The organism is Pseudomonas sp. GM50, assembly GCF_000282375.1.
Taxonomy (GTDB): domain Bacteria; phylum Pseudomonadota; class Gammaproteobacteria; order Pseudomonadales; family Pseudomonadaceae; genus Aquipseudomonas.
In genome coordinates, this window is record NZ_AKJK01000067.1 from 1 (window position 1) to 13645 (window position 13645).

Consider the following 13645-nt stretch of genomic DNA (forward strand, 5'->3'; position numbering starts at 1 on the left):
CTCTCGTTAGCGGGAGGCGAATAGTACAGCATTTTATTTCGTGGTCAACCACCTGCTGCGATTATTTTCCCCCTTATCAAAGGGCCTCAAGACGGGTACTGATTTCTGCTTCTATAAGCAGTCCTTGCTTTACTCATCGACACACCAGCTCTGGGCAGGGTGAACCCAGCATGCGTCCGTCACAACTCCTTTGGCAGATGTATTGTGCGAAGCGATCATCCATTACAGATTCGGGCATAAGCCATTGGCTATCAGACAACCCTCGCCACCGGCTGCGCTATCATCGCACGCCTCTCTACACCAAGAGTCTTGACCCCGGATGCCCGTATCCTTGCCATTGCCTGCCAATCAATCCCCATTGCCACCGGTCCTCGTCGGCCCGCTATTACGGCGCCTGGAACCCACGCGGCTAGTGCTGTGGCTGGTGGGGTCACGCACGCTGACGCTGACGTTACGCTTGCAAGGAATAGACATCCGTCTCGACGCAGGGCAATGCACGATCATCCCGGTCGGTACTCATGCCTTCATTCATTTGATAGACGTGCCACTGGATGCCGCCCTGCCCTGCGACACGTTGATCGAGTACGACCTGCTGATCACCGAAGCTGATGGCGCGCCGTCAGGCATTGCCGAGTGGGCACCGCATCTGTTGTACAGCGAAGCACGTTGCCCGAATTTCGTGCTGCGCTCGCGCATCGATCAGTTGTTGCATGGCTCCTGCCGTAAACCTCACCATCCGGCTGCCGATGGTTTGCTGTGCGTCGATCGGTTGCTGGAGTCCGAACCAGATGCTTGCAAGCGCCCCGCACTATTAATGATGAGCGGCGATCAAGTGTATGCGGATGATGTCGCGGGGCCGATGTTGCGGGCAATTCATGCCTTGATCGAGCGTCTGGGGCTGTTCGGCGAACACCTCGACGGTGCAGTGGTCAGCGATAGCGCCAAACTCTACGAGCACCCGGCCAGTTACTACCATCGTGCAGATTTGTTACCGGCGCTTGAGAGCAACGAAACCCTGCGCGAACGATTTTTCGGTGGAGCGCGTAAGCCGATTTTTACCAGTAGCAGCGCCGACAACCATCTGGTGACCTTCGCCGAGGTCATGGCCATGTACCTATTAGTATGGTCGCCAACGTCCTGGACACTGATCGCGCCGCAACCACCGGCACTGACGCCCGACCGACGCAAGCGCTATGTCCTGGAGCAGACACGCATCGATGCGTTCAAGGCGGGGTTGGGTGGTGTGGGGCGAGCGATGGCGCATCTGCCATGCCTGATGATTTTCGACGATCACGATATTACCGATGACTGGAATCTTTCCGCGCAATGGGAGGAAACGGCCTACGGCCATCCGTTCTCCAAGCGCATCATCGGTAACGCACTGCTCGCTTACATGTTGTGTCAGGGTTGGGGCAACAACCCGGACGCATTTGGCAGCATGCTGGAAAAAACCCGTTTATTGAGTGCCACGGGGCAAGACCATTACCTCGACAGCGACGTCCAGAATGGCTTGATCGATGAGTTGCTGAGCTTTCAGAAGTGGCATTACGTGCTGCCCACCCGCCCGGCGCTGGTGGTGCTCGACACCCGCACACGGCGCTGGCGCAGCGAGATGAACCTCAAGCAACCGTCGGGCCTGCTGGACTGGGAAGCGCTCAGCGAGCTGCAACAGGAATTACTCGATCATCCCTCGGCGATCATCGTTTCGCCCGCGCCGATTTTCGGCGTCAAACTAATCGAAACCGTGCAACGGGTGTTTAGCTGGTGCGGCTATCCGCTGCTGGTGGACGCCGAAAACTGGATGGCCCATCGCGGCGCGGCCCAGGTGATCCTGAACATTTTCCGACACTCCCGAACTCCCGGTAACTATGTGGTGCTGTCCGGCGATGTGCACTATTCCTTCGTCTACGAAGTATTGATCCGACACCGCAAGGCCGGCCCACAAGTCTGGCAGATCACCAGCAGCGGGATCAAAAACGAATTCCCGCCCGCCCTGCTCGAATGGTTCGACCGTATCAACCGCTGGCTTTACTCGCCCCGCTCGCCCCTCAACTGGCTGACCAAGCGCCGGCGCATGCGCATTGTTCCGCACATCCCCGAACACGCCGAAGCCGGCGAGCGACTTTGGAACTCAGCAGGAATCGGCCAAGTGTTCTTCAATGAAAAAGGCCAGCCGCAGGATATTTATCAATTCAATGCGGATGGATCACCGAAGACGCGGATGATTGCGCCTGAAATTTCCGAAGCGGCTGACTGACTTTGCCCGAGTTGCCATGAGCAATCATTACCCGCACACCATGAACCTCACCCGAACCCTGATCATCGGCAATTCCGGCTCGGGCAAGAGTTGGCTGGCCAAACAACTGGCTGAGCACTTGCAAGCGCCCTGGACCGATCTCGACCTGATTCACTGGGTATCCGATGAACACAGCATCGCTCGTCCCCGCGCCGAAGCACTGGGAATGGCGCGAGTGGCGGCGAGTGGAGAGCGCTGGGTTATCGAGGGTGTTTACGACTGGATGATCAGTGAACTTGTGGAGCAAGCGACAGCGCTGATCTGGCTGTGTCTGGAGGACGAAGACTGCGTCAGCCATATTCGCCAGCGAGAGGCAAAGCGCGATGAGCATGACGAGTTACTGATAGCGTTACTGGAATGGGCCGGCAGCTACCGTACTCGCGAAGGGTCCAGTGGATTTGCTGCGCATCAGAGTTTGTTCGAAGGGTTTAGCGGTTCGAAACTTCAACTGATGAATAGGGATGAAGTCACGGCTTTCGTCAGTACGATGCAACAAACCGACTGATCGTTCCTGATTCCACTGACACAGACACCGATTCTGTAGGAGGGAATGCGTACATCCAATAGAAGTCAGGCTGCGCTCACCGCCCGACCAACTCCTCTGACAATCATCTCCACTTCCCGCTCATCAATCGTCAGCGGTGGCAGCAGGCGAATGGTTTTGCCCCGTGTCACGTTGATCAGCAGTCCATGATCGCGGGCTGCAATCAGGGTCAGGTCGCGAATCGGTTGTTTGAGTTCGATGCCGATCATCAAACCCTGGCCGCGAATCGCCAGGACGTTGGGGTCATCGGCCAATTCGATACGCAATCTGGCGAGCAAGCGTTCACCCTGCAGTTTGGCGTTTTCCAGCAGGCCTTGTTCCTCAATGATCTCCAGCACGGTGCACCCCACTCGGCATGCCAGCGGATTACCGCCGAACGTGCTGCCGTGGCTGCCGGGGGTGAACAGGTCGGCTGCTTTGCCCCGGGCCAGGCAGGCACCAATAGGGATGCCGTTGCCCAAGCCTTTGGCCAGACTCATGACGTCCGGGATGATGCCTTCGTGCTGGAACGCAAACCACTGGCCGGTGCGGCCGATGCCTGTCTGGATTTCGTCGAGCATCAGCAGCCAGGCGCGCCGGTTGCACAGTTCGCGTACTGCCTTGAGATAACCGGGTGGAGCCATTTGCACACCGCTTTCGCCCTGAATCGGCTCCATCAGGATCGCCACGATGCGCGGGCCGTGGGCTTGATGCACCACCTCCAGCGCCGCGAGGTCGCCGAATGGCACTTTAATGAAGTCCCCCGGCAATTCGTTAAACCCCAGGCGCACCGCCGGGCCGTCACTGGCGGACAAGGTGCCAAGAGTACGGCCGTGAAAGGCGTTTTCCATGACCACCACCAGCGGCTGCTCGATGCCTTTGTGCCAGCCGTAAAGCCGCGCGAGTTTCAGCGCGGTTTCATTGGCTTCGGCGCCGGAGTTGCTGAAAAACGCCCGCTCCATGCCCGACAGCCGAACCAGTTTCTGTGCCAACCGCTGTTGCCAGTCGATGCTGTACAGATTGGATGTATGCAACAACAGCCCAGCCTGTTCGCTGATGGCCGACACAATTCGCGGATGGGAATGGCCGACGTTGGTTACCGCTACACCCGCCACCGCGTCCAGATATTCGCGACCGGCCTGATCCCACAAGCGCGTGCCCAGGCCTTTGCTGAAACTCAGGGCCAAGGGTTGGTAGGTGCTCATCAGGCAGGCGGCGGTCATGACATCAAACTCCATTAATAGTCGGTGTTTTTGCAGTATGGTTAGCCACCTGAGCTGGATAAACACTGCAACACTTCAATCATTTTAAAGCCGAGCTTGATAATGGATTTGTTCCAGGCAATGACCGTTTACGTAAGAGTGGTGGAAGCCGGCAGCATGACCGCCGCCGCTTTGCAGTGCGAAATGTCGACGACCATGGTCGGCAATCACCTTCGGGCCCTGGAGCAACGCCTGGGTGTGCGCCTGCTCAACCGTACGACACGACGCCAGCGACTGACAGAATTCGGCACGACGTACTATCAACGTTGTCTCGAGGTATTGGGGCTGGTGGCCGATTCCGAACGCCTGGCCGAACAGACCCTCGACGAGCCGAGCGGCACCCTGCGCATCACCGCGCCGCTGACCTTTGGCACCGAACGGCTGGCGCCGGCCTTGAGCGAATTCGCCCTGCGTTGTCCGCAAGTCAAACTCGACGTCGTTTTGACCAACCAACGCCTGGATCTGCTCGACAACGGTTTCGATGTGGCTATTCGCTTGGGCACTACCGAGATGTCCAACATGATCGCCCGCCCGCTCATCGACTACACGATGACCCTGTGCGCTTCGAAGGACTACCTGGCGCGCCGAGGCACTCCGGAAAAACCTACCGACCTGCAACACCATGACTGCCTGGCCTTCGCCTACCCGGCCGGAGATGACTGGCACTCGGTAGCAAAACAATGGCGCCTGAGGGGACCCGAAGGCGAAGTCATGGTAGAGGTCAGCGGACCGATGCTGATCAACAGCTCGGCGGGGCTGCATCAAGCGGCGCGAACCGGGATGGGCATCGTGATGGTGCCCGATGCGTTGGTAGAACAGGACCTTCACGACGGAAAACTGGTGGCCTTGATGCAGGACTACCAACTGCCGAGTCGACCGATGAACCTGGTGTACGCTCAGGACCGCTACCGTTTGCCGAAATTGCGCAGCTTCGTCGACTTTGCGCTGCAGAGGTGGGGCAAGCACTAGCCGAGGCAATACCCCATGAACTAATCTCCCCGACTGGCGAGTCACGTTGATATCAGTTCGGCAGGGAGACCGATGATGGGTGAGGCATCGAATATCGAGCCGTTGAAGTTCAATCTGTCAGATTTTAACGAAGACATGCTGCACACCATTCTGGAACTGGTCAGCGATGGCATCTGGGACTGGAACGCCAACACCGGGTTCGTCTATCGCAACCCCGGGTGGTACGAGATGCTCGGCTATCCGCCTCATTCCCTGGATAACAACGTGCTGACCTGGGAAAACGTGATCCATCCCGACGATTATTCACAGGTCATGGCGCTGTTTGATGACTACCTGGATCAGCGCGCTCCCGGTTATCAGGCCGAGTATCGCTGCCGCAAGCGCGATGGCACTTACACCTGGATCGAAGATCGTGGCTACGTACTGGCACGTAATGCCGACGGCTCGGTGGCACGAATGGTCGGCGCGCACCGCAGTATCGAAGACAAGAAACGCCTGTTCGAAGAAATGGAACGGCGCAATCAATCCCTCGAAGCCATCGTCGAAGAACGTACCCGTGAGTTGTCTCGGGTCAATCAGCAGTTGCAGATTCAACTCGAAGAGAATCGCAAACTGGCGGAAACCGATGTGCTGACTTCCATCGCCAATCGCTATCGACTGGAAAAAGCCCTGCCCCAGGAATGCGACCGCGCCCAACGATTTCGCCAACCCCTGTCGCTGATCGCGATGGACATCGATGACTTCAAAAACATCAACGATCACTACGGCCACGCCCTGGGTGATGCGGCGTTGGTGCAGGTGATCGAGAGTGTGAAGCACTGCGTGCGCGAAGGCGATCTGTTGGCACGGTGGGGCGGTGACGAATTCATCATGATCCTGCCCAATACCTTGTTGGCCGACGCCAGGGCACTCGCTGAAGAAATCCGTCACAGCCTGTCGAGCTTGCTGCCGGTTGGGGACTATCAAGTCACCATGAGTTTTGGTGTGGTGCAACGCTTTGAGGAAGAGCAACAGACCGGACTGCTGGCCCGGGCCGATCAGGCGCTGTATCGGTCGAAGATTGCGGGCAAGAATGTGATTTCGGGGTGAGCTTGCCTACATGCCTGCTTTAACCAATACCGGCTTCTCCTGATATCGATCCGGATACAGCTGCTTCAACTGCGCCACCTTCGGCAGGTCATTGATCACGATGTAAGGGTACGTCGGGTGCTCCGTGAGGAAGTCCTGATGCTCCTCCTCCGCCGGGTAAAAGCCGTTGTAGGTTTCCAGTTTGGTGACGATGGGTTTATTGAACGAATGGGCGGCGTCGAGTTGCGCGATATAGGCCTGGGCGACGCGTTGCTGTTCAGCGCTTTTCAGGAAAAGGGCCGATCGATACTGGGTGCCGCTGTCCGGACCCTGGCGGTTGAGTTCAGTGGGGTTGTGAGCCACCGAGAAATAGATCTGCAACAAACTGCCATAGCTGACTTGAGCCGGATCGAAGGTGACTTCTACGGCCTCCGCATGACCGGTATCGCCATTGCTGACCCGCTCGTACTGAGCGGTGTCAGCGGCGCCGCCAGCGTAACCGGAAACGGCATTCTTCACTCCTTTGACGTGTTGAAATACCCCTTGGACGCCCCAGAAGCAACCGCCCGCAAAGACCGCCGTTTCGCTGTGTGCCTGGGAGGTCTCGTCAAGCGTTGGCGGCGGGATAATGACCGCGTCTTCGGCGGCCCCGAAAGAGAACGCGGAGCACTGACCGATAACACTGGCGGCGGCCAGACCCAGCAAGGTGCGACGCCAGTTAAATAGGGTTTTCATGGGCTGTCTCCTCAGTGAATGGAGCTATCAACCAAACGGCTATCAACCAAAGGTAAATGCATACGCCGACACACCCGGATCGAGAAACTCAATGCTGAATGTCCGGTCCGTTACGCCTGCGGTCTGGCGAACCAGTTGATACAAACGCTGCTCGGTGACGCTGCCGCTGCCATCAGGCGCCACGTCGACACCGTGGGCATCACCTGGGGGCTTGCCGTCAATCAACACTTTGAAACGCACCGGTTTGCCGTCAGCGCCGGGGCCCAATACCAGATGCAGATCGCGAGCGTGGAAGCGGTAGACGATACGACTGGCCGGTGCGTTTGAAATAGCCCGCTCCGGACCGACAGTCCATTGACCCTCCAGGCTCCAGTTATTGAGGGCCAATTGTGACGGCGGGCTATAGGCCGCCACCTTGTCTGGCGCCAGATCGGTTTCAGCAACGAAATGCTCCGCCCGTCGGTAGCCGACATAGGTTTCCGGCGATTGCACTTCACTCATGTCCGGCGCGAGCTGGACACCCTCGGCACGAGCATTTATCAGCCCGTCCGCGACCTTCGCGGCGCCCGCCTCACGCAGCAGTTGCTGAATCACTCGCTCCGATTCGGCATAGTTGCCTTCACCAAAGTGGTGATAACGAATGCGCCCTTGAGCATCGGCAAAATAGTGGGCTGGCCAGTATTGGTTGTTGAAAGCACGCCAGACCTTATAGTCGTTATCGATTGCCACCGGATAAGTGATGCCCAGGTCTTTCATGGCCTTGGTGACGTTGCCTGCATCACGTTCGAAGGCAAACTCGGGCGTATGGACGCCGATCACCACCAAGCCCTGATCACGATACTTCTCGGCCCAGGCCCTTACGTACGGCAGGGTGCGCAGGCAGTTGATGCAGGAGTAAGTCCAGAAATCCACCAGCACAACCTTGCCCTTCAAGGACTGGGCGGTGAGAGGAGGTGAATTGAGCCATTGCACAGCGCCGTCCAGCGATGGAAGGTTGCCTTCCATCGGCAGTTCGCCCGGTATCTTGGCGGTCATTTTCATGCTGCCGGCGGGTTGATCGCCACTCCGTGGAATCTGCGACATCATCGCCCCACTGTCGGTAGGCAACTTACCAGCCAGTCGACTTACCAACGCCTGTTCGATGCCGCCGGTGGAGGCTGTCGAGACCCGCGCCAAAATCCCTGTATCCAACCCCAAAGCGATCGCCACCACACCAGCCAGCATCGCGACTCCCAAACCTCGACGCAGCCACTCGCCTGCACCTATCGAACGCTTCATCGCGGCGAAGACTTTACCGCCCAGCAGCAGTGCCGCGGCGAGAGAGGTGGCGGCGCCGGCCGCGTAAGCCAGCAGCAACAGGGTGGTGGCGACATTTGCCCCTTGCAGCGCCGCGCCAGTCAACAGCAGGCCCAGAATCGGCCCGGCGCAGGGTGCCCAGAGCAGTCCCGTGGCGACGCCGATCAGCAACGACGCACCGGGCCGCGGCCGGGTATCGGCGCCCGCGGCCTCCGACAGCCGACCTCCCGCCGCCACCAGCGGGCGCGTCAGGCGCTCGGCCAGCCGGGGCAGCAACAGCGTCAGCCCGAACAGTGCAACGAACAGCAACGCGAGCCAGCGACCGTACTGATTGACTTGCACCACCCAACCGCCGCCCACCGCCGCCAACGAGGCGACGAGCGCGAAGGTCAGCGCCATCCCCGCCAGCAGCGGCAAGCCACTCTTCATAAACGGCTGCCCGGTGCGAGCGAAGACAAAGGGCAATACCGGCAGAATGCACGGGCTGACGATCGTCAGCACACCACCGAGATAAGCGAGGACCAGAAGCCACATAACGTCGACCTGCATGAAGTGAGTGAAAGGAAGTGCCCATGGATTACGCCTGCGGTTTGAAGGTCAGTGCCAGACCGTTCATGCAGTAACGCAGACCAGTGGGCTTTGGCCCGTCTTCGAAAACATGACCCAAGTGACCGCCACAACGACGGCAATGAACCTCTTCGCGCAGCACGCCGAAGGAGCGGTCCCGACGGGTGGCCACCGCGTTGTCCAGTGGCGCCCAGAAGCTCGGCCATCCAGTGCGGCTGTCGAACTTGGTGTCGGAAGAAAACAACGGCAGATCACAACCGGCGCAGGCAAAAATGCCCTCCCGATGCTCGTTGTTCAGCGGGCTGCTATAGGCCCGCTCGGTGCCCTCTTCACGCAGGATCTCGTACTGCTCGGCGCTGAGCTTGGCGTGCCATTCGCTATCGCTGTGGGTCACCTCGAAAACCTCTGCCGCGCGGGCCTCATCGATCAGCGCGACGCTTGCGGAAAATTTTGGCAATACACCGACCACCAGGGCTGCAGCCCCCAGCCCGCCGCTCGCTACAAGAAACTGTCGCCGTGAAAACATGGGCCTTCTCCAAAACTCCAGATGCCTTGCATGGAACACAGCCTAGGCTTGAGTTGATCGCCAAATCCTCACGAGGAGTTAAATAATTCGTGATAACTCAACCTCAGGAAAACCCGCACAATGTGTTCATTGCGTCACAAAGGATTGAGCTCCATGGAACAGACCAAACGCGTCCTGGTGGTCGAGGACGACCTGCATATCGCCGACCTCATCTGCCTGCATCTGCGCGATGAGCAGTTCGAGGTGGTGCACTGCGCCGACGGCGATGAGGGCATGCGACTGCTGCAGCAAGGAAGCTGGGACGCACTGATCCTCGACCTGATGCTACCCGGCGTCGACGGCCTGGAAATCTGTCGCCGCGCCCGGGCCATGGCCCGCTACACACCGATTATCATCACCAGTGCGCGCTCCAGTGAAATGCATCGGATTCTGGGACTGGAACTCGGTGCCGACGATTACCTGGCCAAACCCTTTTCCATGCTCGAACTGGTGGCGCGGGTCAAGGCATTGCTGCGACGGGTCGACGCCATGGCCCGCAACCTGAAAATGGATGCCGGCAGCCTGATCAGCGATGGCCTGTCCATCGACCCGATCACCCGTGAAGTCTCCCTCGACGGCCGGCGGCTTGACCTCACGCCACGGGAATTCGACCTGCTGTACTTCTTCGTCCGCCAGCCCGGAAAGGTCTTCTCGCGCATGGACCTGCTCAACGCGGTGTGGGGCTACAGCCATGAAGGCTACGAGCACACGGTCAACACCCACATCAACCGCCTGCGGGCCAAGATCGAGGCCGATCCGGCGCAACCGGCGCGCATCCTCACAGTGTGGGGTCGTGGTTATAAATTCGCGACGAGCGGAGAGCGGCCATGAGGCTGACCCTGACTCAACGCCTGGCCCTGGTGTTCGCCGTGCTGTTGCTGGTGTGCTGCGGTACCTCGGCATGGATGCAGGTGCGCTCCAATCAGATGCATGAACTGGAAGTGGTGCAAGGCTTGTCGCGGGATCTGGCGCAACACATCGCCCACGACACCGTGCTGATGGACCGCAATGGCCCGATGCCCAATGCCGTGCGCGAATTGTTCAGCCAGTTGATGCTGGTCAACCCCAGTGTCGAGGTCTATCTGCTGGACACCGGAGGCCGAATTGTCGGCAGCGCCGCACCCGAAGGTCGGATTCGCCGAGAACGGGTCGATCTGGCGCCGATCCAGCGTTTGCTCAAAGGCGAGGCCCTGCCGATTCTCGGCGACGATCCGCGCAGCGTCGATGGCAGCAAGGTGTTCAGCGCCGCGCCATTGCGGGTCAACGGTCAACCGGCCGGTTATCTCTATGTGGTGTTGCTCAGCGAAGAGCATGACCGCTTCGCCGAACGCGGCGCAACCAGCGCAGCGCTCAATACAGCGTTGTTGTCCATTGGACTGGTCGCGTTGCTGTGCCTGATTGCCGGCCTCACGGCATTTGGCCTGATCACCCGGCCATTGCGCCACCTGACCGAAAAAGTCAGTCAGTTCGACATCAACGGTGTTCCGTCCGCCTCGCCCGAACCAGAGCCTGAACCGGTAGAAAAAGCCGCTAGCCACGATGAAATTGCCATCCTCGACGCCGCCTTCCGGCAGATGCAAGCGCGCCTCGGCGAACAATGGCGCTCGCTGACCCGTCAGGATCAGGAGCGTCGCGAACTGGTGGCGAACATTTCCCACGACCTGCGCACACCGCTGGCCTCACTGCATGGTTATCTGGAGACCCTGTCGCTCAAGGACGCCACATTGTCCCCCGCCGATCGCCGTCGTTATCTGGGGATCGCCCTGGATCAAAGCCGCAAGGTCGGCGGCCTGGCGCAATCGCTACTGGAACTGGTGCGGCTGGAGCATGGTTTCGTGCAACCGGTGCTGGAGCGCTTCTCCCTGACCGATCTGGTGCAGGACATCTTTCAGAAATTCGAACTCAGCGCCGAAGCGCGCCAGATCGAACTCAAGGCCACCTTCGCCCCCAACGTCTCGGCGGCCTGCGCAGATCTTGGGTTGATCGAGCGGGTGCTGACCAACCTGTTCGACAATGCGCTGCGCCATACGCCCCAAGGTGGAGAAATCGAACTCAGCCTCCGCCCTCAAGGGTCTTTTATCGAAGTCACCGTCAGCGATACCGGCCCGGGAATCGCTCCCGAACTGCGCGAAGGTCTATTCCTGCGCCCGTTCAACATTGGCGGCGCACGGCGCGATGGCGGATTGGGGCTGCGGATCGTGCACCGGATCCTGCAATTGCATGGTCGAGAGATCCATCTGATAGATATTCCCGGACGCGGCGCGACCTTTCGCTTCTCGTTACCGGTGGATGAGCAGACCGCCGAGCAATGGGCCGTTCGGTCGACGAATCCGAACGCAATGAGGAAATAGTCGACAGCTTTGGCCATAGCAACGGCTACTATCCCGGTCCTCATTTTTCGGCAAGGAACGCTGCGCAATGCTCATCACCCTGCAAAACATCCCGCTGTGGGTTTACGTGATTTTTTTGGTGTTGTGTTACTTCGGGGTCAAAGCGCTTTATCCGACCCATGAACGCAAAGCCGCATTGCTTGTCACTCCGCCGGCCTTGCTGGCATGGTCCCTGTTTTCATTGAACCTCACGCTGAACCCTCAGCTCTCGGTGGGTTGCTGGTTGGTCACGTTTCTGCTGGGCAGCCTAGCGGCGCTGGTGTTTTTTTCACGCAAGGGCGTGGAGCTGGATGATCCGGAAACCGGGTTGATCGTGCCTGGCAGTTGGAAGACGCTGGTGCTCTACCAGCTGTTTTTTGCCGTAAATTTTTACTTCGGCTATCAGGACGACGTGCATCCAGAACAGGCCGCTACGCTTGAGGTGTTGCTGCTCAAGGCTTCGGCGTCGGGGTTTGTCTATGGATTGATCTGCGGACGGTCGCTGAAACTTTATCGACTGTTGCTGGAGCTTCAGGCGCAACGTCCCAAAATGGCTGCCGGTTAAAAGCCCCTCGCCAAAAATGCTGACCAGCCGCCTGTTCCTCCGTGACAACGCAGCCTCGGTCCAATAGATTAGGCGGCCTGAAAAGGCCTCGTGCTTTCTCGCCTCAATCCAAGTTAAAAGAAGTAGTGAAATTTCAATGTCCGATTCCAATACCGCTGAATCCGTAGTCACCTTGTCGTCCAAAGCGGAATACGAAAACTCCATCAATCTTTCACAACACGTGCCACAGGCCAAGACCATCAGCGAGATGGTTCTGGATGCTTTTCAATCCACCCGGGAAAGCGACCAGATCCGCGAGCTGCGCGCCGCGATTCGCCAGGCTCATGACAGCTTCGACGACGATAAAGCCTATGAATTGATGGGCGAACTCAAGCAATTGAAAGACGCCGAGGCGGCCGACATTGCCGCCCTGGAAGACCTGAGCAGCAAATTCCCGATCAGCCGCATTCTGTCCAGCTTCAAGGACGACCCGGCGTTCCAGGAAATCGTTTATGGCCTGGCGTTGAAGGTACTGAATCAGACTCACCAGGCCATCAGCAACCCGAGCAGCGGCAAAAGCAAAGCGGCTCGCGCCAAGAAAGACGTCGAAGTGTTCACCATCAGCAAGGACGGCATCAGCGTCACCCTGCCCCTGCGCACCCCGCGCTCGCGCCTGAACGTTGACCGTGAAGCGCTGGAATTCCTGGGCTTCACTTTCGTCGGCGAAGGCGAAGAAGCGGAACTGGAAAGCGAGACGTTCCTGGACAATGCCGGGGCTGAACAAGCGGTCAACCGCAAGAACATCATCACCGCGCTTCAGCAGCAAACCGCGTTCGACGGCTACAGCATCGCTGCTCAGTAACACGCCCCACTCGCTGTTGACTAAAAAGCCCCTCACTGACTTTCAGACGGGGGCTTCTCGTTGCCCGTGATTCCAGCCCTGCAAATTGGCCTGCTTATTTACAACGCCGATGGGTGCAAGACCGCGTTTAATGGGTCAGCTGCAGCACTGCTTCTTTATTATCATCAGCGCCAACACTATGTAGGCTTTCGATTTACCAACCCGGCGACACGGTGCCATTCGACGATCTCTCTCAGTGACTTACTAAATGACTTTGGGGTTCACGGTCGGTCGGTTCTGTGGGCGGGCGAAGGATCACGTCGTATCGAGCGTCGCTATCACCCCAAACATGAACCTGACTGCACAACCGTTCAAAATCATCACTCAGGCATGGTTCCTTGACGCCGCTGCACAGGCGCCCTGAATATGAACAGTGTTTTTCCTGTATCAAACGTTGCTCGCGTTCGTCGGTGAAAGCGATCAGGCTGAACTGGAGACCGAAACCTTCATGGGAAACGAAGGTGCCGAACAGTCCGCTACCCGGAAAAGTATCATCACAGCCCTTCAGCAGCAGATGGCTTTCGCCGACTATACGATTACTCAACAATAA

The 13645-nt window shown here is 58.5% G+C and carries 13 protein-coding genes; 8 read left to right on the top strand and 5 right to left on the bottom strand.

Features of this window, described 5'->3' with window-relative positions:
* Positions 1-319 precede the first annotated feature (319 nt).
* Complete coding sequence (locus PMI30_RS13045) at positions 320-2257, top strand: alkaline phosphatase D family protein (RefSeq protein WP_008010522.1); 1938 nt, start codon at positions 320-322, stop codon at positions 2255-2257.
* Positions 2258-2273: 16 nt separating this feature from the next.
* Positions 2274-2801: a hypothetical protein gene (locus PMI30_RS13040; RefSeq protein ID WP_008010523.1), complete on the top strand. Its 528-nt coding sequence runs from the start codon at positions 2274-2276 to the stop codon at positions 2799-2801.
* Positions 2802-2866: 65 nt separating this feature from the next.
* Here the strand turns inward: PMI30_RS13040 and PMI30_RS13035 are convergent, their stop codons facing one another.
* Positions 2867-4042 carry an aspartate aminotransferase family protein gene (locus PMI30_RS13035; RefSeq protein ID WP_008010524.1) on the bottom strand — a complete coding sequence of 392 codons (1176 nt, stop codon included), beginning with the start codon at positions 4040-4042 and terminating at the stop codon, positions 2867-2869.
* Positions 4043-4144: 102 nt separating this feature from the next.
* On the opposite strand from PMI30_RS13035, the gene PMI30_RS13030 reads away from it, so the two are divergent.
* Together PMI30_RS13030 and PMI30_RS13025 are read left to right on the top strand one after the other, a co-directional pair.
* Complete coding sequence (locus PMI30_RS13030) at positions 4145-5050, top strand: LysR family transcriptional regulator (protein WP_008010525.1); 906 nt, start codon at positions 4145-4147, stop codon at positions 5048-5050.
* Positions 5051-5125: 75 nt separating this feature from the next.
* Positions 5126-6139, top strand: coding sequence for a sensor domain-containing diguanylate cyclase (locus PMI30_RS13025; RefSeq protein WP_008010526.1), 1014 nt, complete (start codon positions 5126-5128; stop codon positions 6137-6139).
* Between the two features lie 6 nt (positions 6140-6145).
* Here PMI30_RS13025 and msrA read toward each other — a convergent pair whose 3' ends face one another.
* From msrA to msrB, 3 genes are read right to left on the bottom strand one after another with little or no spacing between them, the layout of a single operon-like run.
* Positions 6146-6853, bottom strand: a complete 708-nt coding sequence (gene msrA / locus PMI30_RS13020; RefSeq protein ID WP_008010527.1) for a peptide-methionine (S)-S-oxide reductase MsrA — start codon at positions 6851-6853, stop codon at positions 6146-6148.
* Between the two features lie 42 nt (positions 6854-6895).
* Positions 6896-8683 carry a cytochrome c biogenesis protein DipZ gene (locus tag PMI30_RS13015; RefSeq protein ID WP_008010530.1) on the bottom strand — a complete coding sequence of 596 codons (1788 nt, stop codon included), beginning with the start codon at positions 8681-8683 and terminating at the stop codon, positions 6896-6898.
* Between the two features lie 43 nt (positions 8684-8726).
* Positions 8727-9242 carry a peptide-methionine (R)-S-oxide reductase MsrB gene (gene msrB / locus PMI30_RS13010; RefSeq protein ID WP_008010532.1) on the bottom strand — a complete coding sequence of 172 codons (516 nt, stop codon included), beginning with the start codon at positions 9240-9242 and terminating at the stop codon, positions 8727-8729.
* Positions 9243-9395: 153 nt separating this feature from the next.
* Between msrB and PMI30_RS13005 the strand changes: the two genes are divergently transcribed.
* The 4 genes from PMI30_RS13005 to PMI30_RS12990 all read left to right on the top strand — a co-directional run bounded on the left by PMI30_RS13005 (position 9396) and on the right by PMI30_RS12990 (position 13056).
* Positions 9396-10112, top strand: coding sequence for a response regulator transcription factor (locus PMI30_RS13005; RefSeq protein ID WP_008010534.1), 717 nt, complete (start codon positions 9396-9398; stop codon positions 10110-10112).
* Entirely contained in the window at positions 10109-11632 is a 1524-nt protein-coding gene (locus PMI30_RS13000; RefSeq protein ID WP_008010536.1) for a sensor histidine kinase, read from the top strand. The genes PMI30_RS13005 and PMI30_RS13000 overlap by 4 nt, the downstream gene beginning before the upstream one ends.
* 67 nt (positions 11633-11699) lie before the next feature.
* Positions 11700-12215 carry a hypothetical protein gene (locus PMI30_RS12995; protein ID WP_008010538.1) on the top strand — a complete coding sequence of 172 codons (516 nt, stop codon included), beginning with the start codon at positions 11700-11702 and terminating at the stop codon, positions 12213-12215.
* 136 nt (positions 12216-12351) lie between these two features.
* Positions 12352-13056 carry a hypothetical protein gene (locus tag PMI30_RS12990; RefSeq protein WP_007896422.1) on the top strand — a complete coding sequence of 235 codons (705 nt, stop codon included), beginning with the start codon at positions 12352-12354 and terminating at the stop codon, positions 13054-13056.
* Positions 13057-13288: 232 nt separating this feature from the next.
* Here the strand turns inward: PMI30_RS12990 and PMI30_RS31305 are convergent, their stop codons facing one another.
* Positions 13289-13642: a hypothetical protein gene (locus PMI30_RS31305; RefSeq protein ID WP_008010541.1), complete on the bottom strand. Its 354-nt coding sequence runs from the start codon at positions 13640-13642 to the stop codon at positions 13289-13291.
* Between the last annotated feature and the right edge of the window lie 3 nt (positions 13643-13645).

Excerpts from the sequence above, each read along its gene's own strand:
- PMI30_RS13005 (WP_008010534.1), top strand. The coding sequence starts at position 9,396 with ATGGAACAGACCAAACGCGTCCTGGTGGTCGAGGACGACCTGCATATC.
- PMI30_RS13000 (WP_008010536.1), top strand. The coding sequence starts at position 10,109 with ATGAGGCTGACCCTGACTCAACGCCTGGCCCTGGTGTTCGCCGTGCTG.
- PMI30_RS13035 (WP_008010524.1), bottom strand. The coding sequence starts at position 4,042 with ATGACCGCCGCCTGCCTGATGAGCACCTACCAACCCTTGGCCCTGAGT.
- PMI30_RS12995 (WP_008010538.1), top strand. The coding sequence starts at position 11,700 with ATGCTCATCACCCTGCAAAACATCCCGCTGTGGGTTTACGTGATTTTT.
- PMI30_RS13040 (WP_008010523.1), top strand. The coding sequence starts at position 2,274 with ATGAGCAATCATTACCCGCACACCATGAACCTCACCCGAACCCTGATC.
- PMI30_RS13045 (WP_008010522.1), top strand. The coding sequence starts at position 320 with ATGCCCGTATCCTTGCCATTGCCTGCCAATCAATCCCCATTGCCACCG.
- PMI30_RS12990 (WP_007896422.1), top strand. The coding sequence starts at position 12,352 with ATGTCCGATTCCAATACCGCTGAATCCGTAGTCACCTTGTCGTCCAAA.
- PMI30_RS13015 (WP_008010530.1), bottom strand. The coding sequence starts at position 8,683 with ATGTGGCTTCTGGTCCTCGCTTATCTCGGTGGTGTGCTGACGATCGTC.
- msrA (WP_008010527.1), bottom strand. The coding sequence starts at position 6,853 with ATGAAAACCCTATTTAACTGGCGTCGCACCTTGCTGGGTCTGGCCGCC.
- PMI30_RS13025 (WP_008010526.1), top strand. The coding sequence starts at position 5,126 with ATGGGTGAGGCATCGAATATCGAGCCGTTGAAGTTCAATCTGTCAGAT.
- PMI30_RS13030 (WP_008010525.1), top strand. The coding sequence starts at position 4,145 with ATGGATTTGTTCCAGGCAATGACCGTTTACGTAAGAGTGGTGGAAGCC.
- msrB (WP_008010532.1), bottom strand. The coding sequence starts at position 9,242 with ATGTTTTCACGGCGACAGTTTCTTGTAGCGAGCGGCGGGCTGGGGGCT.